This window comes from Tepidiforma flava (assembly GCF_027594505.1).
GTDB classification, from domain to species: domain Bacteria; phylum Chloroflexota; class Dehalococcoidia; order Tepidiformales; family Tepidiformaceae; genus Tepidiforma; species Tepidiforma flava.
The window spans coordinates 106412-129823 of sequence record NZ_CP115149.1 but is presented as its reverse complement, the minus strand read 5'-3'; the positions used below and the strand labels follow the sequence as shown (position 1 = coordinate 129823).

26 protein-coding genes, 2 tRNA genes, 4 pseudogenes and 2 riboswitches are annotated in these 23412 nt (G+C 68.0%); of the genes and pseudogenes, 10 read left to right on the top strand and 22 right to left on the bottom strand.

Going from position 1 to position 23412, the window contains the following annotated elements:
- Positions 1 to 7 precede the first annotated feature (7 nt).
- Positions 8 to 1308: pseudogene (locus tag O0235_RS00870) on the top strand (CaiB/BaiF CoA transferase family protein).
- A gap of 99 nt (positions 1309 to 1407) precedes the next feature.
- On the opposite strand, the gene O0235_RS00865 reads toward O0235_RS00870, so the two are convergent.
- From O0235_RS00865 to O0235_RS15195, 13 genes and pseudogenes are all read right to left on the bottom strand, one after another.
- The gene (locus O0235_RS00865) at positions 1408 to 2508 is read right to left on the bottom strand and encodes a cupredoxin domain-containing protein (protein WP_270056725.1); all 1101 of its coding nucleotides are present in this window, start codon (positions 2506 to 2508) and stop codon (positions 1408 to 1410) included.
- Positions 2509 to 2547: 39 nt separating this feature from the next.
- Positions 2548 to 3159, bottom strand: coding sequence for a cytochrome c oxidase subunit 3 (locus O0235_RS00860; protein WP_270056724.1), 612 nt, complete (start codon positions 3157 to 3159; stop codon positions 2548 to 2550).
- A gap of 56 nt (positions 3160 to 3215) precedes the next feature.
- The gene (gene ctaD / locus O0235_RS00855) at positions 3216 to 4826 is read right to left on the bottom strand and encodes a cytochrome c oxidase subunit I (RefSeq protein WP_270056723.1); all 1611 of its coding nucleotides are present in this window, start codon (positions 4824 to 4826) and stop codon (positions 3216 to 3218) included.
- A gap of 88 nt (positions 4827 to 4914) precedes the next feature.
- Entirely contained in the window at positions 4915 to 5610 is a 696-nt protein-coding gene (gene coxB, locus O0235_RS00850) for a cytochrome c oxidase subunit II (protein WP_270056722.1), read from the bottom strand.
- 314 nt (positions 5611 to 5924) lie between these two features.
- A complete protein-coding gene (locus O0235_RS00845) occupies positions 5925 to 6590 on the bottom strand; it encodes a heme o synthase (protein ID WP_270057992.1) in 666 nt (221 codons plus the stop codon).
- Positions 6548 to 6820, bottom strand: coding sequence for a hypothetical protein (locus O0235_RS00840; RefSeq protein WP_270056721.1), 273 nt, complete (start codon positions 6818 to 6820; stop codon positions 6548 to 6550). The genes O0235_RS00845 and O0235_RS00840 overlap by 43 nt, the downstream gene beginning before the upstream one ends.
- Positions 6821 to 6829: 9 nt before the next feature.
- Positions 6830 to 7276: a COX15/CtaA family protein gene (locus tag O0235_RS00835; protein ID WP_270056720.1), complete on the bottom strand. Its 447-nt coding sequence runs from the start codon at positions 7274 to 7276 to the stop codon at positions 6830 to 6832.
- Between the two features lie 65 nt (positions 7277 to 7341).
- A pseudogene (locus O0235_RS00830) lies at positions 7342 to 7758 on the bottom strand (COX15/CtaA family protein); the annotation flags it as partial.
- A 172-nt stretch (positions 7759 to 7930) separates the two neighbouring features.
- A complete protein-coding gene (locus O0235_RS00825) occupies positions 7931 to 8365 on the bottom strand; it encodes a M23 family metallopeptidase (RefSeq protein ID WP_270056719.1) in 435 nt (144 codons plus the stop codon).
- On the bottom strand, positions 8362 to 8898 hold the full coding sequence (locus tag O0235_RS00820; RefSeq protein ID WP_270056718.1) for a hypothetical protein: 537 nt from the start codon (positions 8896 to 8898) through the stop codon (positions 8362 to 8364). The genes O0235_RS00825 and O0235_RS00820 overlap by 4 nt, the downstream gene beginning before the upstream one ends.
- A 34-nt stretch (positions 8899 to 8932) precedes the next feature.
- Positions 8933 to 9457 (bottom strand): hypothetical protein, encoded by a 525-nt coding sequence (locus O0235_RS00815; RefSeq protein ID WP_270056717.1) that lies wholly within the window; start codon positions 9455 to 9457, stop codon positions 8933 to 8935.
- Positions 9458 to 9526: 69 nt separating this feature from the next.
- Entirely contained in the window at positions 9527 to 10006 is a 480-nt protein-coding gene (locus tag O0235_RS00810; protein ID WP_270056716.1) for a MaoC family dehydratase, read from the bottom strand.
- Positions 10007 to 10058: 52 nt separating this feature from the next.
- Positions 10059 to 11230: pseudogene (locus O0235_RS15195) on the bottom strand (acyl-CoA dehydrogenase family protein).
- A 150-nt stretch (positions 11231 to 11380) separates the two neighbouring features.
- Between O0235_RS15195 and O0235_RS00795 the strand changes: the two are divergent.
- Positions 11381 to 11728: an MFS transporter gene (locus O0235_RS00795; RefSeq protein WP_270056713.1), complete on the top strand. Its 348-nt coding sequence runs from the start codon at positions 11381 to 11383 to the stop codon at positions 11726 to 11728.
- 546 nt (positions 11729 to 12274) lie between these two features.
- Here O0235_RS00795 and O0235_RS00790 read toward each other — a convergent pair.
- From O0235_RS00790 to O0235_RS00775, 4 genes are all read right to left on the bottom strand, one after another.
- Positions 12275 to 12625, bottom strand: a complete 351-nt coding sequence (locus O0235_RS00790; protein ID WP_270056712.1) for a hypothetical protein — start codon at positions 12623 to 12625, stop codon at positions 12275 to 12277.
- A gap of 188 nt (positions 12626 to 12813) precedes the next feature.
- Entirely contained in the window at positions 12814 to 14076 is a 1263-nt protein-coding gene (gene ccrA / locus O0235_RS00785) for a crotonyl-CoA carboxylase/reductase (RefSeq protein WP_270056711.1), read from the bottom strand.
- Between the two features lie 154 nt (positions 14077 to 14230).
- Positions 14231 to 14731 (bottom strand): Gfo/Idh/MocA family oxidoreductase, encoded by a 501-nt coding sequence (locus O0235_RS00780; RefSeq protein ID WP_270056710.1) that lies wholly within the window; start codon positions 14729 to 14731, stop codon positions 14231 to 14233.
- A complete protein-coding gene (locus O0235_RS00775) occupies positions 14698 to 15303 on the bottom strand; it encodes a Gfo/Idh/MocA family protein (protein WP_270056709.1) in 606 nt (201 codons plus the stop codon). Before O0235_RS00775 ends, O0235_RS00780 begins: the two co-directional genes overlap by 34 nt.
- A gap of 278 nt (positions 15304 to 15581) precedes the next feature.
- Between O0235_RS00775 and O0235_RS00770 the strand changes: the two genes are divergently transcribed.
- Both O0235_RS00770 and O0235_RS00765 read left to right on the top strand, forming a co-directional pair.
- Positions 15582 to 15656 (top strand) — tRNA-Asn (locus O0235_RS00770).
- A 962-nt stretch (positions 15657 to 16618) separates the two neighbouring features.
- A riboswitch (SAM-I-IV-variant riboswitch) is annotated at positions 16619 to 16723 on the top strand.
- Between the two features lie 151 nt (positions 16724 to 16874).
- A riboswitch (SAM riboswitch) is annotated at positions 16875 to 16969 on the top strand.
- Between the two features lie 7 nt (positions 16970 to 16976).
- The gene (locus O0235_RS00765; protein WP_270056708.1) at positions 16977 to 17228 is read left to right on the top strand and encodes a hypothetical protein; all 252 of its coding nucleotides are present in this window, start codon (positions 16977 to 16979) and stop codon (positions 17226 to 17228) included.
- Between the two features lie 60 nt (positions 17229 to 17288).
- Here the strand turns inward: O0235_RS00765 and O0235_RS00760 are convergent.
- A tRNA-Phe gene (locus O0235_RS00760) sits at positions 17289 to 17364 on the bottom strand.
- A 77-nt stretch (positions 17365 to 17441) separates the two neighbouring features.
- Between O0235_RS00760 and O0235_RS00755 the strand changes: the two genes are divergently transcribed.
- Together O0235_RS00755 and O0235_RS00750 are read left to right on the top strand one after the other, a co-directional pair.
- Positions 17442 to 17789 (top strand): epoxide hydrolase N-terminal domain-containing protein, encoded by a 348-nt coding sequence (locus O0235_RS00755; protein ID WP_270056707.1) that lies wholly within the window; start codon positions 17442 to 17444, stop codon positions 17787 to 17789.
- Positions 17687 to 18577, top strand: a complete 891-nt coding sequence (locus O0235_RS00750) for an alpha/beta fold hydrolase (RefSeq protein WP_308445683.1) — start codon at positions 17687 to 17689, stop codon at positions 18575 to 18577. The genes O0235_RS00755 and O0235_RS00750 overlap by 103 nt, the downstream gene beginning before the upstream one ends.
- A 6-nt stretch (positions 18578 to 18583) precedes the next feature.
- Here O0235_RS00750 and O0235_RS00745 read toward each other — a convergent pair whose 3' ends face one another.
- The 4 genes from O0235_RS00745 to O0235_RS00730 form a co-directional block, all read right to left on the bottom strand.
- Positions 18584 to 18937, bottom strand: coding sequence for a nuclear transport factor 2 family protein (locus O0235_RS00745; protein ID WP_270056706.1), 354 nt, complete (start codon positions 18935 to 18937; stop codon positions 18584 to 18586).
- Positions 18938 to 19076: 139 nt separating this feature from the next.
- Positions 19077 to 19538: a hypothetical protein gene (locus O0235_RS00740; protein ID WP_270056705.1), complete on the bottom strand. Its 462-nt coding sequence runs from the start codon at positions 19536 to 19538 to the stop codon at positions 19077 to 19079.
- Positions 19539 to 19583: 45 nt separating this feature from the next.
- Positions 19584 to 19865 (bottom strand): winged helix-turn-helix domain-containing protein, encoded by a 282-nt coding sequence (locus tag O0235_RS00735; RefSeq protein ID WP_270056704.1) that lies wholly within the window; start codon positions 19863 to 19865, stop codon positions 19584 to 19586.
- Positions 19850 to 20197, bottom strand: coding sequence for a hypothetical protein (locus O0235_RS00730; RefSeq protein ID WP_270056703.1), 348 nt, complete (start codon positions 20195 to 20197; stop codon positions 19850 to 19852). Before O0235_RS00730 ends, O0235_RS00735 begins: the two co-directional genes overlap by 16 nt.
- Before the next feature lie 337 nt (positions 20198 to 20534).
- On the opposite strand from O0235_RS00730, the gene O0235_RS00725 reads away from it, so the two are divergent.
- The 4 genes and pseudogenes from O0235_RS00725 to mce all read left to right on the top strand — a co-directional run bounded on the left by O0235_RS00725 (position 20535) and on the right by mce (position 23407).
- A complete protein-coding gene (locus O0235_RS00725; protein ID WP_270056702.1) occupies positions 20535 to 20681 on the top strand; it encodes a hypothetical protein in 147 nt (48 codons plus the stop codon).
- A gap of 205 nt (positions 20682 to 20886) precedes the next feature.
- A pseudogene (locus O0235_RS00720) lies at positions 20887 to 22442 on the top strand (acyl-CoA mutase large subunit family protein).
- Positions 22442 to 22975, top strand: a complete 534-nt coding sequence (locus O0235_RS00715) for a DinB family protein (protein ID WP_270056701.1) — start codon at positions 22442 to 22444, stop codon at positions 22973 to 22975. The pseudogene O0235_RS00720 and the gene O0235_RS00715 overlap by 1 nt, the downstream one beginning before the upstream one ends.
- A gap of 15 nt (positions 22976 to 22990) precedes the next feature.
- Positions 22991 to 23407: a methylmalonyl-CoA epimerase gene (mce, locus tag O0235_RS00710; protein ID WP_270056700.1), complete on the top strand. Its 417-nt coding sequence runs from the start codon at positions 22991 to 22993 to the stop codon at positions 23405 to 23407.
- The last annotated feature ends 5 nt before the right edge of the window (positions 23408 to 23412 follow it).

Below are 23412 nucleotides of genomic sequence, written 5' to 3'. Positions count from 1 at the left end.
TCTGACCATGTCCGAATCCCCGGAGCAGCCCGTCCGCAAACCCTTCGAAGGCATCCGCGTCGCCGACTTCGCCTGGGTCGGCGTCGGCCCGCTCGTCTCCAAGTACCTGGCCGACCACGGCGCCGAGGTCATCCGCATCGAGAGCGCCACCTACCCCGAGACGCTCCGCCGCGTCGGCCCCTTCGTCGATGACGTCCCCAACGTCGACGGCTCCGGCTACTTCGCGAACTTCAACAGCTCGAAGCTCGGCGTCTCCGTCAACTTCAAGCACCCCAGGGGCCGGAGCTCGTCCGCCGGCTCCTCGCCCGGTGCGATGTCGTCACCGAGTCCTACACCCCGGGCACGATGGCCCGCTTCGGCTTCGACTACGAATCCGTCCGCAAAATCCGCCCGGACGTCATCATGATTTCGATGCCCCTCTACGGCCAGGACGGCCCGTGGGCCCATTACGCCGGCTACGGCCATGTTCTCCAGGCCGCGGCCGGGTTCAATCACTTCACTGGCTGGGAGGACGGCCCGCCCCTCGGCACCGGCGTCGCCTACACCGACTTCCTCGTGCCCCATTTCGCTGCCATCGCTCTCATCGCGGCCCTCGATTACCGCCGGCGCACCGGCGAGGGCCAGTACATCGATTTCTCCCAGTTCGAAGCCGCCATCCACGGCCTCTGGACCGCGGTCCTCGACTGGACCGTGAACGGTCACGAACAAACGCGCCTCGGCAACCACGACCTCGAAGCCGCGCCCCACAACGCCTACCGCTGCCGCGATGGCCGCTGGGTCGTCATCGCCTGCGAAACCGAAAAGCACTGGGAAGGCCTCAAAGCCGCCCTCGGCCGGCCGGAATGGTGCGACATGGAGCGCATGCGCCGCCGCTGGCAGCGCATCAACGAGCAGAAGGAAATCGACCGCCACCTCACCTTCTGGTTCGAAGACTTCACCCGCCTCCCGTCCGAGGCCGCGCTCCAGGTCGAAGAGGGCGTCGACGGCCCGCCCGTCCGCAAGTACACCACCGAGGAGGTGGTCCGGCACTTCCAGTCCTTCGGCGTCCCCTGCGGCATCGTCCAGTCCCCCGAGGAGATGCACGCCGACCCCCAGCTCGCCCACCGCCACCACTACTGGAAGCTCGAGCACCCGGTCATGGGCCTCCGCACCTACGACTCGCCGGCCTTCAAGCTCTCGCTGACGCCGTCCGAGCTCACCCGCCCGGCCCCCTTGCTCGGCGAGCACAACGAGCACGTTTTCAAGCACATCGTCGGCCTCAGCGACGAGGAGTACATCGAGCTCCTCGCCGACGGGGCCTTCGAATAGAGCCCGGCAGGGCAAGTCCGGCTCAGAGCCCGCGGAGACCGCAAACGGCGGGGCCGCCCAGTTAGGCGGCCCCGTCCTTTTCGCAGAGAAACGGCCCCGTCAGCCCCCGGTCGTCGGTGTCGTCCCCGCGCCTGCGCCGGCAGGCGCCTCACCCGTACCGACCGGCCCGCCTTCGACGACCCGGAAGATGCCGTTCATCTGGTCCGGGTGCAGGTCGCAGAGGAAGTAGTACTCCCCGACGCCGGGCGTCGTGAACGTCACCTTCGTCTCGGTCCCGCCGCCGTCGATGATCTCGCCCTCGGCGCCGGGCGCCAGCGTCGGCCCGCCCTTCGTCGTGGTGAAGTGGATGTTGTGCTTCGCGCGGCCATTGTTCACCAGCGTGATGGTAATCTCCGCGTTCGGCCCCGCGACGATCTCCTTCTTGTCGAACCGGTTGTCCGTCGCGACCACCCGGAACGGGTTCGCCGGGACCGTCGGCTGCGGCGTGCCGCCCCCGGTGCCCGTCGATTCACTGGCGAACAGGTTCAGCCCCGCGCCGATCATGAACCCGCCGAGCATCAGCCCCGCGATGACCGTGAAGGCCGCGCCCGTGCCGAACCGGAACGTCACGTCCTTCGTGTCGCGGATGACCTCCATGTCGAACACCTGGACGGTGCCCGGCACCACTTCGTCGGTGTGCTTGGCGATGATGTCCAGCATCGTCTGCCGGGTCTCTTCGTAGGTCGCGAGGCCCTCCCGGTCCGACCACGTCGTTTCCACGAGCACCTGCGACGGTCCCGTCGCAGCGGGCGAGACGATGATGCGGAGGTCCTGGAACCCGTCGAGGTCGCGCAGCTGGTTGTCGCTGCTCTCGAGGTCGTGGATGATGCCGCTCTTCCGCGCCTGGTCGAGCTTGCCCTCTGCCAGCGCGAACGTCACCACCTGCGTGTACCGGGTCGGCTTCGGCTGCCCGTGGGCACCCTCCGCGGCCTTCTTCCGCATCTGGCCGTCCTCGTACGCCCAGCCGAAGACGGCGATGAGCGTGGAGACGATGGCCGCGCCGAGCAGCGGACCGGCGAACGTCTGGTCGTCGACGCGCGACCAGTAAATCAGCGCGCCGCCGAGAAAGAGCGCGGCGACCCCGACGACCAGCGGCCAGATACTCGGGTCTGGCAGGTGGACGTCGTGCTGTTCGCCGTGTGCGTTCGCCTGGTGGTCCATTCGGTGCTATCTCCCCGTGAGTTTCGCGCCTGTGGTGTGTTAGGGAATGATGTAGAGCGTCGTGAACAGCGCGATCCACACCACGTCGACGAAGTGCCAGTAGAACGAGCACGCCTCGACGGCTTCGTGGTTTGCTGCCGTGAACTGCCCGGCGAGTGAGCGCGCCAGGATGATCCCCATGAAGATGACGCCGCCGAGCACGTGCAGGCCGTGGAACCCGGTCAGCGTGTAGAACGTCGTCCCGTAAATCGTGTCTCCGATGCCGAAGTGCAGCTGGCTATAGTCGTACACCTGCATCACGAGGAAGACGAGGCCGAGCACGATCGAAATGAACGTCCAGCGGATGAGCCCCGAGCGGTTCCCGCGCTGGATCGAGAACACCCCGAGCTGGATGGTCACCGAGCTGGTGATGAGGAGAATCGTCGCGATGAACGGCAGCCAGAACTCCACCTCCAGCTTGACGCCCGCGGCCACCTGCTCCGGGGTCAGCAAATACACCGGCGGCCACTCCCGCGCGTCCGAGCGGGCGATGAAGTACGCCGCGAACAGGCCTCCGAAGAACATCACCTCCGAGGCGAGGAACAGGATGAAGCCGAGCATCCCGTTGCTGAGGCCCTGCTTCTCCTGCGTGGCGACCGCGTGCGCTGCCATGAACTCCTCCAGTCTCCCCTGCTATGCCCGTCTGAGCGATGGACCTTCGGCCCCGATTAATGGGCCGCGTTGCCGTGGCGCAGGTCCCAGAGCGGCCGCTCCGAGTGGACCTCCGGCAGGCTGTCGAAGTTGTGCACCGGCGGCGGCGACGTCGTCCACCACTCGAGCGTATTCCCTTCCCACGGGTCGTTCGGCTGGTCCTTCGGCCGAAGGAACGCCATCACCACGTTGATGATGAACGGGATCATCGCCACGCCGATGAGGAACGCCCCGATGGTCGAAATCAGGTTCAGCGTCTCCCAGCCGGCGCTCTCAGAATAGGTGGCGATGCGCCGCGGCATCCCGTCGAGGCCGAGGAGGTGCATCGGGAAGAACGCCAGGTTGAAGCCGATGAACTGCAGCGCGAAGTGGATGCGCGCCAGCCGTTCATCCAGCCGCCTGCCCCAGATCTTCGGGAACCAGTAGTACAGGCCGGCGAACACCGCGAACACCGCGCCGCCGAAGAGGACGTAATGGATGTGCGCCACCACGAAGTACGTGTCGTGAATCGCGAAGTCCACCGGCACCGCCGCGGAGAACGTCCCGTTGATGCCGCCGATGAGGAACATGCTCAGGAAGCCGAGCGCGAACAGCATCGGCGCCTCGAACGTGATCGATCCGCGCCAGAGCGTCCCGAGCCAGTTGAACATCTTCACGCCCGTCGGCACGCCGATCATGAAGGTCATGAAGCCGAACCACGGCTTCAGCACCGCGCCCGTCGTGAACATGTGGTGGGCCCACACGCTGAAGCCGAGGCCGCCGATGCCCATCGTCGCGAAGACGAACGCCTTGTAGCCGAACAGCGGCTTCCGGGCGAATACGGGCAGGATCTCCGAGATGATGCCCATGCCGGGCAGGATCATGATGTAGACCGCGGGGTGCGAATAGAACCAGAAGATGTTCTGCCACAGGATGGCGTTGCCGCCGCCGTTCGGGTCGAAGAACGAGCCGCCGAAGTTCCGGTCGATGTAGAGCATCGCAAGGCCGGAGGCAAGCACCGGCGTCGCGAGCAGCTGCAGCACCGCCGTCACCAGCATCGTCCAGCAGAAGATCGGCATGCGGAACATCGTCATGCCCGGCGCCCGCATCCGGAACATCGTCACCATGAAGTTGGCCGCGCCGATCGTCGAGGAAACGCCGAGGATGATGACGGCGATGATCCACAGGTCCAGCCCGACGCCCGAGCTCCGCGCGAGCGGGCTGTACGCCGTCCAGCCAACGTCAGACGCGCCCCCAAAGAGGAAGCCCGAGAACATCAGCAGCCCCGCGGGCGGGATGAGCCAGAACGACAGCGCATTGATCCGCGGGAACGCCATGTCGGCGGCGCCGATCTGCAGCGGCACGATGTAGTTCCCGAAGCCCGCCCAAACCGGGATGATGAAGAGGAACAGCATCGCCGACGCGTGCATCGTGAAGAGCTGGTTGTACGCGTCGTTGTTCACGAACGTGTTGTCCGCCACGGCCAGCTGCGCCCGGACCAGCAGCGCCAGGATGCCGCCCACCGCGAAGAAGAACATGGTCGTGTAGAGGTAGAGGATCCCCAGTTTCTTGTGGTCGACGGTCGTCAACCAGTCGAGGATCCAGGGCCGTTCGGCGTATGCCGGTCGTGGGATTGCGATGCTCGTCATGCTTCCTCCCGGGCCTCCTTGGCCTCAGCGTTGCTGACCCGCCGGGCTGCCGTCCGGCGTTGAGCCCATCGTGGTGCCGCCGCTCCGCTCACGGCTGCCGCACGGTGGCCTTGTTCGCCACCTGCTCTGCCACCCATGTGTCGAACTCCGCCCGCTCGACCACCCGCACGTGGAACCGCATCAGCGCGTGGTTGATGCCGCACAGCTCAGCGCACTGGCCGGTGAACTCGCCCGTCTGGTTCGCCGTAATCACGAACCGGTTGTCGCGGCCAGGCACGACGTCCAGCTTGTAGTGGAAATTCGGCAGGTAGAACGAGTGGATGACGTCGTTCGACTTCAGCCGGAATTCCACCGGCTCGCCCACCGGGATGACGAAGGTCGGCTCGTTCGCCGCCGTGCCGATGATGGAGAACGTGCCTTCCTGCGCCGGCGCCTGCCCCTGACCGAGGCGCGCCAGGTCGTACGTGAACTGCCACGAGAACTGGAACCCGTCGACCTCGATGCTCAGCGCGTCGCTCGGCGCCTTCTTCTCGACATCCCGCAGCACGATGAAGGAGTACGAGAACAGGGTGATGACGATGAGCACCGGGATCGTCGTCCAGACGATTTCGAGCGCGGTGCTCCCATGGGTCTGCTTCGGCAGTGCGTCGCTCTTCTTCCGGTACCGGATGATGGCGTAGAGCAGCGCGCCCTCGACCGCGAAGAAGACCGCGACGGCGATGATGAGGGTGAACACCCAGAGGTCCTGGATGCGCTTCGCCTGGTCGGTGATCGGCTCCGGCATGCCCCAGCCGGCGAATGCGGGCGAGATGCTTGCGATGGCCAGGAGTGCCGCGGAAATCAGCAGGTTGACCCGGCGGATGACTCGCAGTTTCCCCGTAGACGGCATACTCCTGGCTCCCCTCCCGACCCGTCGCATCCCCGGCTCGCAGGCACACTTCGCGCCAGGGTTTCGGTTGTGAACGGCGTCGCAATCGAGTTATAGACCCGCCCCTCTACCCTGTCAAGGAACGGAAACCCGGCCCCTGAACCTTGTCCCATCGGCCCTTGTCGGCTGGCTGTCATAAGCCCCCGAACGCCGTTCGAGCCCCGCGCCGGCTACAGCGCAGCGTCCACGCCCATCGCAACGAACAGCAGTCCCAGGTACAGCAGCGAGAACTTGTACACCCGCATCGGGGGCATCGAACCCGGCTCCCGCCAGAGCCGCCACGCCATCCACGCGAAGGCCGCGCCGAGCCCCGTCGCAGCCGCGTAGTAGACCAGGCCCATGTCCGCGGCCGGGCCCAGCAGCAGCGTCACCGGGATGAGCATCAGCGTGTACCGCAGGATTTGCGCGCGCGTGTACGCCGGCCCGTCCGTGACGGGCAGCATCGGCACGCCGGCCCGCGCGTAATCGCCCTCGAGGCGCAGCGAGAGCGCCCAAAAATGCGGCGGCGTCCAGAAGAACACGATGGCGAACATCACCCACGCCGCCAGCGGCGCCTCGCCCGTCACCGCCGCCCAGCCCACCACCGGCGGGAACGCTCCCGCCGCGCCGCCGATCACGATGTTCTGCGGCGTCCGCCGCTTCAGCCACATCGTGTAGATGAAGACATAAAACAAGAGCGCGGCCAGCGCGAGCACCGCAGCGGCCAGCGTCGTCGTCGCCCATAAGAATACGAAGGCGCCGGCCCCCAGCGCGATGCCGAACGCCAGCGCGTGTCCCGGCGGCACGGCCCCTGTCACCGTCGGCCGCTCCCGGGTCCGCCGCATGATGGCGTCGATGTCGCGGTCGTACCAGCAGTTGATGACGTTCGCGCCGGCCGCCGAGGCCGTCCCCCGATGAGCGTCGCGAGCACCAGCCACGTCCCCGGCCAGCCGCCGGCCGCCACCACCATCGCCGGCACCGTCGTCACCAGCAGCAGCGAAATCACCCGCGGCTTGGTCAGGATGATGTAATTGCGAACCGTCGCCGCCAGCGAACTCCGGGCCGTGAAGGCCATCTCTGCGGTCATGCGGGCGCCTCAGCTCGCGGCATGGGCGCGCCCCGCCGCGGCGCGGTACGGCTCGTAGAAGGCCAGCGCCGCCCCGGCGCTCAGCACGCCCCAGATGCACCCGGCGATCGCCGTGTGCGCCACCGTCAGCGGGTCCGGGAACGTGTACCAGACGTTCAGCGCGCCGACCAGCACCTGCGCCGCGTACAGCACCCCCAGCGCCAGCGCATACGGCTTCGCCCACGGCAGCTCGCCGCGCCGCCGCCAGGCGGTGATCAGCGCCGGCACCACGAGGAACACGAACCCGCCCGCGAGGTACCGGTGGAGCATATGCGTAATCTCCTGGTCGTCGGCCGCCGGCAGCACGCCGCCGTTGCACAGCGGCCAGCCCGAACAGGCGGTCGCCGCGCCGCTCTCCGCCATATACCCGCCGACCCAGAAGGTGACCGCGAGCCAGCCCAGCCCTGCCGGGCCCACGCGCCGGGCACCCGCCCGATCCCTCGCGTCCGTTCGAAAAAGGCCCGGTGCCGCTCGTCCTCCATGTACATGCCTACCGCCACGACGATGACGCAGGACAGCACGATCATCGCCGTCACGAGGTGTGTCGCCACGATCTCCGGCGGCAGCTCGCGCACGACCGTAATCGCGCCCAGCAGCCCTCGGAACCCGACGAGCGGCACCGTCGCCGTCGCCAGCCACGTGATGAGGGGCACGTGGCGGTAGTACTTCCATGCCAGCACCGCCACGGCGATGACCAGCACGCCGACGATGGACGCGACGAACCGGTGCGAGAACTCGATCCACGCCTCCTGGTGCCCCGGCGGGATCGCCTGCCCGTGGCACAGCGGCCAGTCGGGGCATCCGAGCCCGGAACCGGTCGCCCGGACGAATGCCCCGACCCCGATGAGAACGACGGTGAGAATCGCGGCGAGGATGGCGAGGCGCTGCGCGACGATCATGCCCTGCTACGTAGCCTTTCCTGGCGGCATGGCCAGCCTCGAGCTCTGCTTCGTGCAGGCGGTCCCGCGCCTGCGTTCCCCGTGCCACCAGCGTGCCACCGGCGCCGATGCTCGCGCAAGCGCCAGCGTGAAAAGTGACTGATAGGTCCCCTGTTCAGCGCCCGAACGGCCCCTAAAACCCCTGCGTCCCGTCCAGCCACCGCAGCCCGTCGACCAGCACCCCCGCCACCGAAAGCTCCCAGTGGAGGTGCGGCCCGCTCGAAAGCCCGGTCGACCCGACCCGCCCGACCACGTCGCCGCGCCGCACCGCATGGCCGACTTCCACGCTCCGCTCCGAGAGATGCCCATAACAGGAAAGCACGCCGCCGCCGTGGTCCACCACCACCAGGTTCCCGCGCACCAGCGTCAGTTCGGACATCACCACCGTTCCGTGGTTCGTGCTCCGCACCGGGGTGCCGGCGGGCGCTGCGATATCCGTCCCGCCGTGGTGCCCCGTCCGCGGCCCGCCGTTGAACGACCGCTGCTCGCCGAAATACCCGCTCACCCACACCTCGCCGCCCAGCTCGATCGGGATGATGAACGGCAGCGCCCACTGCCGCGGCGTCACCGTTGCGTACAGGGCATCGAGCCGCGGCTGCTCGGGCTCGAGCGGCGGCCCTTCGGGCGGCGGCGCGTTCGGGTCCGGCGGCGGCAGCCAGATGTCGTCCCACGTCCACTGCGTCGCCCGAACGGTAATCGGCTCCGTGAACCGGAACGTCCCCCGACGGCGTCCGTCGCGGTCACCTCCAGCACGGCCGGGCCCGGCGGGTCGGCTACACCGAAACCGACGAACCCCTCGACGCCCCGCGGCCCCGGGCTCAGCGGCGACACCCGGCCAAAGACCCGGGCCGCCGCCGTCACCGCATGCTCGACTTCCGGGTAAATTGCCCCGCCCTGGAACGGCGTCCGGAATGACAGCCGAACCGCCGGCCGCGGCCCGTCCGTCCCGACGCCCGGCAGCACCACCCGGTGCGGCAGCCCGGCCTGCGCCTGCGCCAGCCCGCCCGGCGCCCCGGCAGCCCGGACCGCCCCGCCGAGGATGGCGCCCGGCGCAGCCAGCCCGAGCCCGAGCGCCGCGATCACCCGCCGACGCGTCGCCATGCGGAGAGGCTACCCGCCCGCGCCGCGGCTGTCATCACCCCGGGGCAAACCGCGCGTTACCGGGTGGTATCGACCGGGCCGAGCGCCCGCCGCGCCGCATCCCGCGCGCCGTCCACCACCGCCAGCAGCCGGGCCGGCTGCGGAATCCCCGGAGCACGAAGTTCTGCACCACGCCCGCCGTCTGGCACTGCACATCGCCGAAGTCGAACAGCGTCTGCAGCACGCCGTGCCGCTCCACCCGCAGGTCCTCGACGTCCACCAGGTCGGTCGATGCCATCTGGTGGTGGAACCAGTGCCGCTTCAGCGAATCCACGAGCCGCTGATTCGTGACCACCCAGATATCGTTCTGGTACCGGTACCACGTGAAGTAGCCGCGAACCGCCCAGTACGCCGCCCCCGCCGCGATGGCGAGCCCGCTCAGCAGCCCGGGCAGCCCGCCGAACCCGTACGTCATCGCCACCGCCGCAATGGCGATGCCAGCCCCGCCGGCGCCTGCGATGACGATCCACGCCATCTTCAGGCTGAAATAGAGCCAGTGCCGCCGCACGAACGCCAGCACCGTCTCCCGGGCTGCAGCGCAAACGGCAGCTTCTTCGACCGCGCGTCCTCGGGCATCGCGCCCGCCATCCTACCCCGCCGCCGGCCGCTTCGGCACCATCACCTTCCGCCGGAAGTAGCACACCTCTTCGCCGCGCTGGTTGAAGCCGCGCGTCTCGACCGTCACGATCCCGCGCGTCCCGTCGGAGGTTTCCTTCTTCTCGAGCACCGTCGTCTCGGCCCGGATCGTGTCCCCGTGGAACGTCGGCTTCAGGTGCTTCAGGCTCTCGATTTCGAGGTTCGCAATCGCTTTCCCCGAGACGTCCGGCACGCTCATCCCCAGCACCAGCGAGTAGACGAGGTTCCCGACGACCACGTTCTGCTTGAAGTGCGTCTCCTCCTCCGCGTACCACCGGTCGCTGTGCAGCGGATGGTGGTTCATCGTGATGTCGCAGAAGAGGTGGTCCATCGCCTCGGTGATCGTCTTCCCGGGCCAGTGCTTATAGACGTCGCCGACTTCGAAATCCTCGTAATACCGCCCGAACTTGTCCCTGCCGTCGTACACGGTCATGCTGCTCTCCCTCCGTGGTCCGAATTGTTCGCCGTCGCCGCGCCCGCCACCGCTAGACGGGGTAATCCTTCACGATGTTCCGGGCGATGACGATCTTCTGGATGTCGCTCGTCCCTTCCGCGATGACCATCAGCGGCGCGTCGCGGTAGTACCGCTCCAGCGGCAGCTCCTTGCTGTAGCCGAGCCCGCCGTGGATGCGCATCGCATCGAGCACGCACTCCTGCGCAATCTCCGTCGCGAACAGCTTTGCCATGCCGGCGTCGAGGTCGCTCCGCACGCCCGAGTCCTTCTTCCGCGCCGCGTCCAGCGTCAGCAGCCGCGCGGCCCGGATCTTCGTAATCATCTCCGCCAGCCGCAGCTGCTGGGCCTGGTGCTCGAAAATCGGCTTCCCGAACGCCTCCCGCTTCTGCGCGTACCGGATCGCGTCGTCGAACGCCGCCTGCGCCACCCCGACGCCGCGGGCCGCCACGTTGATGCGCCCCACCTCCAGCGCGCTCATCACGTGCTGGAAGCCCGGCCTTCCTTCCCGCCGAGCACCTGCGAGGCCGGCACCCGCGCGTCGTCGAACGTCAGCTCCGTCGTCTCGACGCCCTTGTAGCCCAGCTTCTCCAGCTTCCGGCCCGGCGTGAACCCCGGCGTCCCCGCGTCGACGAGGAACGCCGTGATGCCCCGGTGCCGCGGCTGCGCCTCCGGGTCCGTCTTCGTCAGCACGAGGTAGACGCCCGCACGCTGGCCGTTCGTCACCCACATCTTCTGGCCGTTGATGATGTAGTCGTCGCCGTCCCGCCGCGCCGTCGTCTTGATCGCCTGCGCATCGGAGCCCGCGTCCGGCTCCGTGATGCTCAGCGCGCACCGGATCTCCGGCTCCACCAGCCGCGGCAGGTACTTCTGCTTCTGTTCCTCAGTCCCGTACTCGCTGATTGCGTACCCCACGAGGACGTGCGTGTTGATGATGCCCGCGAGGCTCATCCAGCCCCGCGCCAGCTCCATGCAGACGCCCGCGTAGCACTCGAACGTCAGGTCCAGCCCGCCGTACTTCTCCGGGATCTTGATGCCGAAGAGCCCCATCTCCGACATCCCCTTCACCAGCGGCTCCGGGAACTCGTCCGCATGTTCGTAGTGGCTCGCCACCGGCTTCACTTCCCGGTCGACCCACACCCCGACGTTCGTCACGATCTCGCGCGCAATCGGGTCCGCGATGTCAGCTGCGTAGTCCCTGGCCATGCAACAGTCCTGTTTGAGTTCGTGTGTGCGAAGTATCCCCCACCCGCCGGCTAGGGACGATGCGCGCGCCCACTCCCCGCCGCGAACCCGTTAGAATTGCGCGAATGAACGAAAGCCGAACCGCCCTCGGGTTCCCCGGGAGCCGCCCCGGTGGCTGAATTCCGCCCCGCGCCAGCGCTGCCCGGCCGCTCCCGCGGCCCCTCCCTCCGCGCTGCCCTCGTCGTCTTCGATAACCGGCACTACCGGCTGCTCTGGACCTCCTCCCTCTTCTCCTTCACCGGCATGCAGATGCAGATGGTCGCCCGCGCACTCCTCGCGTGGGAGCTGACCGGCTCCTTCGGCGCCGTGGGGCTCATATCGCTCTCCTTCGGCCTGCCGATGCTCCTCTTCTCGCTCGTCGGCGGCTCCCTCGCCGACCGCTTCGAAAGCGCAACCTTACCCTCGCCTCGCAGGTCGCGACTGGCGCCCTCGCGCTCATCAGCGCGCTCATGCTCGTGACGGGCACCATCACCATCGGCTGGCTCTTCCTCCTCGGGCTGGGAGGCGGCACGGCGATGGCCCTCGGCATGCCCGCCCGCATGCCGCTCATGGTCTACCTCGTCGGCCCCCAGAACCTCATGGCCGCCATGGCGATGTCTAACGCCGCCATGAACGCCACCCGCCTCTTCGGCCCCGCTGTCGCCGGCGCGATGGCCGCCGCACTGGAACCTCGAATCCGTTTACTTCACCCAGGCCGCGCTCTACGGCGTCGCCTGTCTCGCCCTCCTCGGCATCCCCACCGGGCTCGGCAGCGCCGTCCCGCACCCCGGCGCCGCCCGCCAGGGCATGTGGCGCGAAATCGGCGACGGCCTCCGCTACGTCCTTTCCGATTCCCGCCTCCGCACGCTCAACCTGATGATGTTCACCGTCGCGTTTTTCGTGATGCCTTACGTCATGCTCCTCGCCGGCTTCGTGCAGGAAGACCTCGGCAAAGGCGAGCGCGAGTACGGCCTCCTGCAATCCGTTTCCGGCGCGGGCGCCCTCCTCGCCTCCCTTGCCATCGCCTCACTCACCGAATTCGACCGGAAGGCGCTCCTCCAGTGGGCCTCCGGCATCGTCGGCGGCGCCGGCCTCGTCGCCCTCGCGGCAGGTTCGCAGGTCTTCGGCTTCGGCGGCGCCCTCGCCGCGACCCTCGTCCTCGGCCTCGCCCTCACTGCCTACCAGACCATCAACAGCACCCTCACCATGGAAGCCGCCCGCCCGGAGTTCTACGGACGGGTCATGAGCATCAACATGCTCAGCTTCAGCGCGATGCCGCTGATGGCACTGGCCCCTCGGCCAGCTCGCCGACGCCATCGGCGCCCGCGCCATGTTCACCGGCCAGGGCCTGTTCGTCGCCGCCTTCCTGGTCGCCATGGCGCTTCTCCAGCCCCGCCACATCTTTGGCCGCTCGCCCGCCGGCTCCCCGGCCGAGCCGGCTCGCCCGGCCCCCGGGCCCGCCCTCGGCAACTGAGTCTGCACTACAGAAACAGCGGACGCCCGGCGTTGGTCGCCGGGCGCCCGCATCAGGCACGTCGCCAAAGGCCCGCCAAGGGGCCCGCGCGTCACGCCCCCTTGAGCGTCTTCAGCCCTTCGCGCGGCGCGCCCACCAGGATCGCCATGTTCCCGTCCGGGTGCCGGTTCTCGTACATCAGCTGGTGGCACAGCCCCGTGTCCTCGAACTTGAACACCTTCGAAAGGCACGGGTCGATCTTGCCCGCCACCACGAGGTCGTTGAACGCATAGGCCTGTTCGTCGTTCGCGAAGTGCGAGCCCTGGAGCCGCTTCTGCCGCATCCACAGGTAGCGCAGGTCGACGTCCGCGTTGTAGCCCGTCGTGCCCGCGCAGATGACCACCATGCCGCCCGTGTCGCACACGAAGATCGAGGTCGGCACCGTGTCCTGGCCCGGGTGTTCGAAGACGATCCGCGGGTTCTTCCGCTCGCCCAGGATGTCCCAGATCGCCTTGCCGAAGGCGCGCGCGCCGGCCGTGAACCGCGCCATCGCCTCGTTGTCCTGCCAGTCCGGCAGCCGGCCCCAGTGGTCGAAGTTCTTCCGGTTGATGCAGCCGACGGCGCCCAGCCGCATGCAGAAATCGAACTTCGATTCGCTCGAAACCACCGCGATCGGCTTCGCGCCGACCTGCGCCGCCAGCTGGATCGCCATCGACCCGAGCCCGCCGGCGCCGCCCCACACCAGCACCACGTCGCCTTCTTTCACCGTGTGCGGCGGCCACCCGAACAGCATCCGGTACGCGGTCGCGCCCACGAGCGTCGGCGCCGCCGCTTCCTCCCACGTCAGGTGCGGCGCCTTCGGCATGCACTGGTGCGCCTGGACGCGCGTGAACTGCGCGAACGATCCCCACGTCGTCTCGTAGCCCCAGATCCGGTAGCTCGGGTGATACATCGGGTCGAGCCCCGCCGCGATCTCCGGCGCGTGCACGTCCCACGTCCCGCAGTGGATGACGACCTCGTCGCCCACCTTCCAGTTCTTCACGTTCGAACCGACGGCCCACACGATGCCCGAGGCATCCGACCCGCCGATGTGGTGGTCCCACGGCTGGCCTTCCTTCTGCCGCGCCGCGATGACGTCCACCGGCACGCCGAGGCCGGCCCAGACGTTGTTGTAGTTCACGCCGGCCGCCATCACGAACACCAGCACGTCGTCCGGCCCCGGCTCCGGCACGTCGATCACCTCGACCTGGAACGCCTGCGTCGGCTGGCCGAAGCGCGATTGCCGGATCACCTGCGCATACATCTTTTTCGGCACATGGCCGAGCGGCGGCATCTCTCCGATTTCGTAGAGGTCTTTTAGCGTCTCCGTCGTCATTCCTTGCTCCTCGGGCGGGCCTCCCGGCCCGTCCCTTCGCGGGTCTGGCACCGGTGAACGGGCCGAATGGCCCCAATGCTAGCCGATCGCTATCGACCGGTAAACGGACATTCGCTTCCAGCCATAGACGGCGCGTATACGACAGCGATGTCGTCTATGCCAGCTGCACCTCAGCACCGTCCCGGGCGCTCCGGTAGCAGGCGTCGACTACCCGGTGGGCCGCCAGCGCCGTCCGGAAGTCGGGAAAAGCGGGCTGTCGCTCCGCCGCGCACCGCAGGAACGCCACGTCTTCCATCATCCCCGCGCGGGCAAGGTCGGCCGTCTCCTCATCCAGCCCGGCCAGCTCCACGTACCGCTCGAACACCTCCTCCGCGCTCATCTCCCGCACCGGCCCGCTGCGGCCTTGCACGCGAATCGGTCCGATGAAGTCGTGCTCGGTCGCGAAATACCCGCCCTCGAAGAACACCTCGAGGTACCGCGTCGACGGCCGGTCATCCAGCCCGTGCCACACCGATGTCAGCGTCGTCTGGTGTCCGCCTTCGTGCTGGAACGTGACGAGCGCCACGTCCTCGATGCCCGGGTGCCCCGGCGTCGCCTCCCGCGTGTGGCACCGCACCGCCGTCACCTCCCCGAACAGCCACCGGAACACGTCCACGTCGTGGATCGAATGCTCGATGAGCGTCCCGCCCCCGGCCCGCTCGAAACTCCCCGCCACGTGCTCCGGTAGTGGCCCCGGATGGGGAAGAACTGGTCATCCCGCAGGTGCGCCGTGAGCAGCGGCCCGAGCCCCGGGTCGCGCATCAGGTCGGCCAGCACTGTCAAGACCGGCGAATACCGCAGCACCAGCCCGACCTGGTTGATGACGCCCGCAGCCTCCACAGCCCCCACCATCTCCTCCACCTCGGTCAGCGTCCGCGCGAGCGGCTTCTCGCAGAACACGTCCAGCCCCCGCCGGGCTGCCTCCCGGACGAGCGCCGGGTGCTCCGCCGTCTCCGTGCAGATGTACACCGCGGTCAGCCCCGGGAACTCGAACAGTTCCGCCGCGTCGTCCGTCACCAGCTCCGCGCCGACGATTGCCCCGAACGCCTCCGCTCGCGCCCGGTCCCGGTCGCATACCGCCACGTAGCGCGCCTCGGCCGCGCCGGCCCGGATGGCGCCGCGCAGGTTGCGCGAGTGGAACCGGCCGATATGGCCGCAGCCGATGAGTCCAACGACGGGAACGGGCACGGGGCGTACCGCCTTCGCGAGTTTTCCGGCATTTTACGGCCGACTTGCCCAATTCCCGGTGAACGCCCCCGCCGCCCGTGCCATGCTCGACTCGCGGCCACCGGCGGGGGATCCACCTGGGGGCGCACGTGACTCCCCGCCGGCGGCCGTCTCCCGTTCTCCCGGGCCGCGCAGATGGAGATGTGATCGAAATCCGGCCCCGAATCAGGGCTCCCGCGGCGGCAACGCCGGCGCCTTCCGGTTGCGCGTCCCGGCCCGCCGTCCGAAACTCAACGTGTTCCCCGGTAGCTCAACGGTAGAGCGCGCGGCTGTTAACCGCTAGGTTCGAGGTTCGAATCCTCGCCGGGGAGCCACTTTCTGACGGCAGGCAACGAAACGGCGCGCCCGGGTCGGCGCGCCGTTGTGCTTGTCCGCTATCGTCGCCTTCGTTGCTCCTCGCGAGATCAGCGCTCGCCGGGTTCACCCCTCGCATGCTCGCCAGCCTCCGCGTTCCCACGCCGAGCCGTGACCCGCGCGAACTCTGCCGGTATACTGCCTGCACGCCAATGGTCGTCCCAGAGTGCGGAAAACGCTGAGAATTGAGCGGCTGAACGAGCGCTCATCGATTCAGGTGATGGTCTCATGGTGTTGATTCGCGAAGAAGATATCATCGACCACGCCGTCGAAAATTGGTCACGGCTGCACATCAACTGTCCTGGTGGCGCAGAAAAGTCGCGGCCGTACTTCGATAAAGAGCGCAACAGGTACACGCTCCTTTGCGACGTTTGCGTTCAGGTGTGTCCGATATGTTTCGATATCTGGTCGAATTGTGGGCACTGGATTGAGGAATTCTACTGGGATGAGGTGATTTGCGCTTCGGCGCTAAAATATGCTGTCCAGGAGTGTTCGGACACGGTTCGAGACCTGGGTTTTTCCAGGTGATCGACGAAGAGACGACGAAGCTTGTCATTTACTCATGGTATAATTCGGTTATAGTCCCGATCGAGGCGGCAGTTAGTATACAGGATATGAGGGAGATCTTCGACTCTGGATTCGACCTTGAATATCCATGGACGAAAGTTGTCACGCAGGATATTGCGTCCGCCGTCTACGCCAGGTCGGAACTGGAAGTCTATGAAGTTCATTATCCGGATCCCCGGGCGTACGTATCGCTGAGGGCGGCTTTACAGCGTTTTTCTGCCAGGACGCCAAGAAAGCGTACTCGGAGCTGGCTCAATTCTTCGACTTCGCAGCCCGCGAGCTCCTCCACATCGTGGCGGAGCTCACGTGACGCCCGCGATCGCTTGACAGCCCGCCCGACCTCCTTATCCTTTCCCCGAAGCGTCCCGAGCGGCAGCGCGAGCTGCCCGGCAACCTGGTAACGCCGCCAAGGTGCCACCATGACGCGGCCCCGCATGACGGGGCAACCAACGGCGGGTATCGCATACCCGCCCCTCGAACCCGGAGGGGCACCGGCAATCCGAACGCCAGCCCCTCCCCGTGAGGGGCTTTTCGCTGCCCCGGAAAGGAGAGCCGCACCGCCCGATTCGCGCCCCCGGCGCAACACCCGGCGGCATCCGCCGCAACCCCATCCCCAATCACGAGTGGCGCGAGGGACCTGGCCCGACGACCGCCCGGCAACCCCGGGGAAACCCCGGAAGGTGCCACAGCCAGGGAACGATTGGAGGTGCACCATGCGCGAAACCCGCTCCTTCCCCGTCACCAACCGCAAGACGCTCGCGGCCCCTATCTCCGGCCGCATCGAGGCCATCCACCACCAGGGCTACGCCGTGGAAGTCCGCCTCGATACCCGGCACTCCTTCCACCTCATCCTCGAAGACGCCCAGGACATCGTCCGCGCCTTCAAAGCCGACCTCCGCGGCCGCTTTGCCGTCTTCGATGGCCGCTTCGTCCACTTCCCGGCAGAGGCGCCAGCCGCCGCCTGACGTGCCCCGGAAAACGACGGTGGCCCGGCCGAAAGGCCGGGCCAGCGGTGCTCGCATGCCTGGTGCTGAGGCTCGGGATCGAACCGAGGACACCGGCATTTTCAGTGCCGTGCTCTACCAACTGAGCTACCTCAGCGCCGTCGCTTCATGCTAGGTTCACTCCCGCCGCCCGGTCAAGGCGTCCTCGCCCGACCGGCGCTATCATTCCCCGCCATGAGCATCCGCCCCTTCACGATCCACGTTCCCGACGAGGTTCTGATCGACCTGCGCGAGCGCCTCGCCCGCACCCGCTGGCCCGACCAGTTCGCCGACGCCGGCTGGGATTACGGCGCAAACCTCAGCTACATCCGCCAGCTCTGCGACTACTGGGCAAACGGCTACGACTGGCGCCTCCACGAAGGCCACCTCAACCGCTACCCCGGCTTCCTCGCGGAGGTCGACGGCGTCGATATCCACTTCTGGCACATCAAAAGCGGCAAGCCCGGCGCACTCCCCTCCTCCTCATCCACGGCTGGCCCGGCTCCATCTTCGAGTTCTACTTCATCATCGACCGCCTCGTGAACCCGGCTGCCCACGGCCACACCGACGCCGACGCCTTCGACCTCGTCATCCCGGCGCTCCCCGGCTTCGGCTTCGGCGGCAAGCCCCGCGAGCGCGGCTGGGGCATCAGCCGCATCGCAGCCGCCTTCCACACCCTCATGACGCAGGAACTCGGCTACCAGCGGTACGGCGTCCAGGGCGGCGACTGGGGCGGCATCATCTCCGCCAAGATGGCCTCCGCCTACCCCGGCCACGTCATCGGCGCCCACCTCAACTTCCTCTTCGTCCAGCCTCCGCCCGACCCCACCGACGAAGACCGCCAGCGCATCGCCGAGCGCGATGCCTTCCAGGCGAACGAAACCGGCTACTCCCTCACCCAGGGAACCAAGCCGGACTCGCTCACGCTCGCGCAGTCCGATTCGCCCGCCGGCCTCGCCGCCTGGGTCATCGAAAAGTTCCACACCTGGGGCGACGTCGGCGACGACATCGAGAAGACGTTCTCGAAGGACGTCCTCCTCACCAACCTCATGTTCTACTGGGCGCCCAACAGCATCGCCAGCGCCGCCCGCATCTATTACGAAGCGCGCCGCGACCCCGCCGGCTTCGTCTATCCGAAAGTCGAAGTCCCGACCGGCGTCGCCGTCTTCCCGCGCGAACCCTGGCGCGTCCCGCGCCGCTGGGCCGAGCAGCGCTTCAACATCGTCCGCTGGACCGAAATGCCCCGCGGCGGGCACTTCGCGGCGCTCGAGCAGCCCGGCCTCCTCGCAGGCGACATCATCACGTTCTTCCGCGGGCTCCGGGCGCGCTGACGCCGCCTACGGCAGGTTGTGGGTGTAGACCTCATTGAAGGTGATGCGGTCGCCCTCCAGCAGCACGAGGTCGAACCCGCGCAGCCGCCGCGTCGACCCGTCCGGCAGCGAAATCGTGCAGTACCAGCGGCCGCAGTAGCCGCCGGGAATGGGCCACACCTCGTCCGGCGTGTAGGTCATCGGCGGCGTCGCCGCGAACAGCCCCTCAAGGTACGCCTGCAGCGCCGCGTGGCCTTTGATGCCGCCCGGCACCTGCGCATCCCGGTACTCCGTCTCCGGGTGGTAGAACTCCAGCAGCCGCGGCACGTCCTTCTCCGTCCACGCCCGCAGCCAATCCGCGTTGTACCGTTCGATGTCCACGCGCGCCTCCGTCCGGCTCAGCAGAGCCGGGGCAAGTCTAGCGCCTGGCCGCTGCCGCGCTACGCCAGCTCGACGATGAGCGTGGCCCGCTCGTTATCAATTGCGTTGATCGAGACCCGCGCGACCCCCGGCAGGTGCATCAGCCGCTCCCGGAAATCGAGCAATTCGCCGAATCCGCTCCCGCGCACGTCCACCTGCACGCGCTGCTGCTGCCGCGCGGGGCGGGTTCGCCGCGCGCCGGTTCCTCCGCCGCCCTCGCCGAGCCGTGCTGGCCCTTCAGTCCGCCGGCGAGCCCCTCGAGCCCCGATACGACCTGCGCGATACCGGCCGCTGCCGCGAGGTACTCCTGCCGGAGCTGCATCAGCGGCGCTGCCAGCGCCTCCGCCAGCGCCGCGCCCACCGGCGTCGCCGGGGCCGCCGGCGCCCGGGTCGCCTCCGCCAGCCGCTCCTCGAGCTCTCCCAGCCGGTCCAGCAGCCGCTCGTAGTCCTGCCGGAGCAGGTCGTACCGCCGCCGGAGCTGGCGCACGGTGGCATCACCCGATGCGGCCTCCTGCAGGCGCTCGAGGATCACATCCTCAGGCTCGCTGTCGTGCTCTCCCACGTCAACCTTCCCGGGAGGCGAGCGCCCGGGAGCCGCGGCCGCGCCTCAGGCCTGCCGCGCCGGGAGCGCCACTCGCTCCCGCCCGCCCTCGAGCCGGTACCCGAAGCCCCGCACCGTCACCAGGTATTGCGGCGCCTCTTCGTTCGGCTCGAGCTTCCGCCGAATCCGGCGGACGTAGACCTTGAACACGTCCTGTGCTTCCCGCGGGAGATAGCGGTAATCGTCCGAGACGGCGTTCAGAATCTCGTGGGGCTTGAGTACCCGCCCGCTGTTGCGGGCCATGTACTCCACGATGCGGAACTCCGCCGCGGTCAGCGGTACCACCATCCCCCGCGCTGCACCTCGCACCGATCAACATCGACCACCAGGTCGCCGACCTGAAGGACGCCGCTGCTGCCCGGCGCACCCGCATCATACGCGCCCGCCCGCCGCAGCACGGCCCGCACCTGCGCCACCACCACTCGCGGGTCCGCTCCCAGCTCGAGGCACGCGTCCGCCCCGGCCGCGAACGCCTCCGCCACCAGCTCCGGCGCCGCTGCTTCGAACACCGCCACGACCGGCCGCCCCCAGCCCGCCAGCCGCGCGATATCGACCAGCCCGCCCACGCCGTCGCCGTCCACCGCCCGGCAGACGATGTCGAACTCTCCCGATTCCGCCATCCGGAGCGCCGTCTCCCCGGGCTCCCGCTCCAGCACCGCCAGCCCCCGCCGTGCAGCGCGCGCACGAATCCCCGCGTCTCCATGCCCGCCGGTGCGACCAGGAGGCAGCTGAGGAAGCGGTACGCGCTGGCCTCGTCCACGTTTACCTGCCGTTTCCCAAACCTTCACCGGCGCGCACGCCGGCATGGTGGCCGAGATTATAAGCACCTTTGTCAAGAGGTAAATACCCTCATTCTGTCAACTGGAATCCCCGACGCCGCGGCCCGCGCACCTTTCGGCCGCAAATCAGGCCAATCCCGCATTGCAGATGGGCGGACCCGCTGCCGAACATGCCGATATGGGACAGGCACAGCGCATCCATACCTACGACGATGACCTCCACGAGCGGCGCCGCCGCCTCGCCATCGTGCGGCCCATCGTCGATTTCGAAGAGGAGCGCCTCAAGCGGCTCCGGGAGAAAGCGCGCGATACCCGCGACCCCTGACCGGGCCGCAGCGCGCGTTTGCCGCCCCCGCTTTCCCGCTCCTATACTTCGGAGACTGCACCGGCGTTCGTGAGAACCCGCCCAAGCGTCCCCGGAGTCGCCAGAGCATGCCGATAACCACCAAGCGCGAGTGGCTGCAGGGCCCCTACGCCAAGGCCATCCAGCGCGCCCCGAGCGCCAGCCCTCCTTCGAAACCACCGGGCGGATGCCCATCGAGCCCATCTACACACAGGACGACCTCGAAGGCTGGGACCCCGTCACGCAGCTCGGGTTCCCCGGCGAATTCCCCTTCACCCGCGGCATCCAGCCCACCATGTACCGCGGCCGCTTCTGGACCATGCGCCAGTACGCCGGCTTCGGCACCGCCGAGGAATCCAACCAGCGCTACCGCTACCTCCTCGCCCAGGGCCAGACCGGCCTTTCCGTCGCCTTCGACCTTCCCACCCAGATCGGCTACGACTCCGACGACCCGATGGCCGCCGGTGAAGTCGGCAAAGTCGGCGTCGCCATCGACTCCATCGAGGACATGCTGACCCTCTTCGACGGCATCCCCCTCGATAAGGTCACCACCTCGATGACCATCAACGCGACCGCCGCCATCCTCCTCGCCCTCTACGTCGCCGTCGGCAAGCAGCAGGGCGTCTCCCCGACAAGCTCGGCGGAACCGTCCAGAACGACATCCTCAAGGAATACATCGCCCGCGGCACCTATATCTACCCGCCGAAGCCTTCCATGCGGCTCATCACCGACATCTTTGCCTACTGCAAAGACCACGTGCCGCAGTGGAACACCATCTCCATCTCCGGCTACCACATGCGCGAGGCCGGCTGCACCGCCGCCCAGGAGATCGCTTTCACCCTCGCCAACGGCATCGCCTACGTCGAAGCCGCCATCGGCGCCGGCCTCGATGTCGATGACTTCGCCGGCCGCCTCAGCTTCTTCTTCGCCTGCCACAACAACTTCCTCGAGGAAGTCGCCAAGTTCCGCGCCGCCCGCCGCCTCTGGGCCCACATCATGCGCGACCGCTTCGAGGCGAAGAACCCGCGCTCCCAGATGCTCCGCTTCCACACGCAGACCGGCGGCGCCACCCTCACCGCGCAGCAGCCCGAGAACAACATCGTCCGCACCACCGTCCAGGCCCTCGCGGCCGTCCTCGGCGGCACCCAGTCCCTCCACACCAATTCCATGGACGAAGCCCTCGCCCTCCCCACCGAGAAGGCCGTCCAGATCGCGCTCCGAACACAGCAGATCCTCGCCTACGAAAGCGGCGTCGCCGATGTTGTCGACCCGCTCGGCGGTTCCTACTTCGTCGAAGACCTCACCAACCGCCTCGAAGCCGAGGCCCGCGAGTACATCGCCGCCATCGACAGCATGGGCGGCGCCCTCGCGGCCATCGAACAGGGCTTCCAGCAGAAGGAGATCCAGGAAGCCGCCTACCGCTACCAGATGCAGGTCGAAAACAAAGAGCGCATCATCGTCGGCGTCAACGAGTTCATCGTCGCCGAAGAAGAGCAGCCCGAAATCCTCCGCGTCGACCCCGCCATCGGCCAGCGGCAGGTCGAAAAGCTCCGCAATCTCCGCGCCACCCGCGACAACGCCGCCGTTGAGCACATGCTCAGCCGCATCGAAGAAGCCGCCCGCGGCACCGAAAACCTCGTCCCCCTCATGGTCGAGGCCGTCGAAAACCGCGTCACCCTCGGCGAAATCTCCCACCGCCTCCGCAAGGTCTGGGGCGAGCAGCGCGAACCGGTGTTCATCTGATGAGCGACGACGACGTCCGGACCCGCGCCGACGAGCGGCGCCGCCTCCTCGCCGAGCTCGAACTCGAGCGGAACCAGCTCATCCGGAACGTCGAGACGTGCCGCATCCGCGATATCGAGCGCCCGTTCATCGGCGAATGGTCCGTCAAAGATATCGTCGGCCACGTCGCCAGCTGGGAAGCTGAGGTCGTCACCGCCATCCGCGAACTCCGCGAAGGCCGCCGGCCAGAACTCTACGACTTCAACCGCTCCCGCCTCGACGCCTGGAACCGCGAGCACGTCGAGCGCAAACGCAGCCTCGACTTCTTCAGCGTCCTCGAACAGCTCCGCACCGGCCGCCAGCGGCTCCTCGACGAACTCGCGCACATCAGCGACGACGACCTCGCCGATGAGGGCTCCCGCTACCGCCGGCTCGTCACGGCCGTCATCGACCACGATCGCGAACACTGGCACGCCATCGCCGCCCGCCTTGCCGGCATGGAAGGCGCCCGCCGCACCGGCGCCCAGTCCATCATCGAAGAAGCCACGTCCTGAGGGGTACCAGCCGCCATGCTCACTAAGATTCACCACGTCGGCATCGTCGTGCACTCCGCCGATGAAGCCCTCAAGTTCTACCGCGACGCCCTCGGCCTGCCCGTCACCGCCGATAAAGTCATCGAAGACCAGGGCGTCCGCGGCGTCCTCCTCCAGATCGGCAACTCCGAAATCGAACTCCTCGAACCCACCCGCGACGACACCGGCGTTGCCCGCTTCCTCGCCAGCCGCGGCGAAGGCATGCACCACATCTGCTTCGAATCCGATGACGTCGCGAAAGAGCTCGAAGCAGCCCGCCAGAAAGGCATCGAACTCATCGACCAGGCGCCCCGCGTCGGACTCGCCGGCATGATCTGCTTCCTCCACCCCCGCTCCAACCACGGCGTCCTGGTCGAATTCGCCACACCCATCGAAGGCCAGCACGGGCACTAGGCCAC

Coding starts and splice junctions, on each gene's coding strand:
- O0235_RS00865 (WP_270056725.1), bottom strand. CDS start 2,508: ATGGACCACCAGGCGAACGCACACGGCGAACAGCACGACGTCCACCTG.
- O0235_RS00860 (WP_270056724.1), bottom strand. CDS start 3,159: ATGGCAGCGCACGCGGTCGCCACGCAGGAGAAGCAGGGCCTCAGCAAC.
- ctaD (WP_270056723.1), bottom strand. CDS start 4,826: ATGACGAGCATCGCAATCCCACGACCGGCATACGCCGAACGGCCCTGG.
- coxB (WP_270056722.1), bottom strand. CDS start 5,610: ATGCCGGAGCCGATCACCGACCAGGCGAAGCGCATCCAGGACCTCTGG.
- O0235_RS00840 (WP_270056721.1), bottom strand. CDS start 6,820: ATGACCGCAGAGATGGCCTTCACGGCCCGGAGTTCGCTGGCGGCGACG.
- O0235_RS00820 (WP_270056718.1), bottom strand. CDS start 8,898: ATGGCGACGCGTCGGCGGGTGATCGCGGCGCTCGGGCTCGGGCTGGCT.
- O0235_RS00810 (WP_270056716.1), bottom strand. CDS start 10,006: ATGACCGTGTACGACGGCAGGGACAAGTTCGGGCGGTATTACGAGGAT.
- O0235_RS00790 (WP_270056712.1), bottom strand. CDS start 12,625: ATGGCGACCAGGAAGGCGGCGACGAACAGGCCCTGGCCGGTGAACATG.
- ccrA (WP_270056711.1), bottom strand. CDS start 14,076: ATGACGACGGAGACGCTAAAAGACCTCTACGAAATCGGAGAGATGCCG.
- O0235_RS00765 (WP_270056708.1), top strand. CDS start 16,977: ATGCGCGAAACCCGCTCCTTCCCCGTCACCAACCGCAAGACGCTCGCG.
- O0235_RS00755 (WP_270056707.1), top strand. CDS start 17,442: ATGAGCATCCGCCCCTTCACGATCCACGTTCCCGACGAGGTTCTGATC.
- O0235_RS00735 (WP_270056704.1), bottom strand. CDS start 19,865: ATGGTGGTACCGCTGACCGCGGCGGAGTTCCGCATCGTGGAGTACATG.
- O0235_RS00730 (WP_270056703.1), bottom strand. CDS start 20,197: ATGGCGGAATCGGGAGAGTTCGACATCGTCTGCCGGGCGGTGGACGGC.
- O0235_RS00725 (WP_270056702.1), top strand. CDS start 20,535: ATGGGACAGGCACAGCGCATCCATACCTACGACGATGACCTCCACGAG.
- O0235_RS00715 (WP_270056701.1), top strand. CDS start 22,442: ATGAGCGACGACGACGTCCGGACCCGCGCCGACGAGCGGCGCCGCCTC.
- mce (WP_270056700.1), top strand. CDS start 22,991: ATGCTCACTAAGATTCACCACGTCGGCATCGTCGTGCACTCCGCCGAT.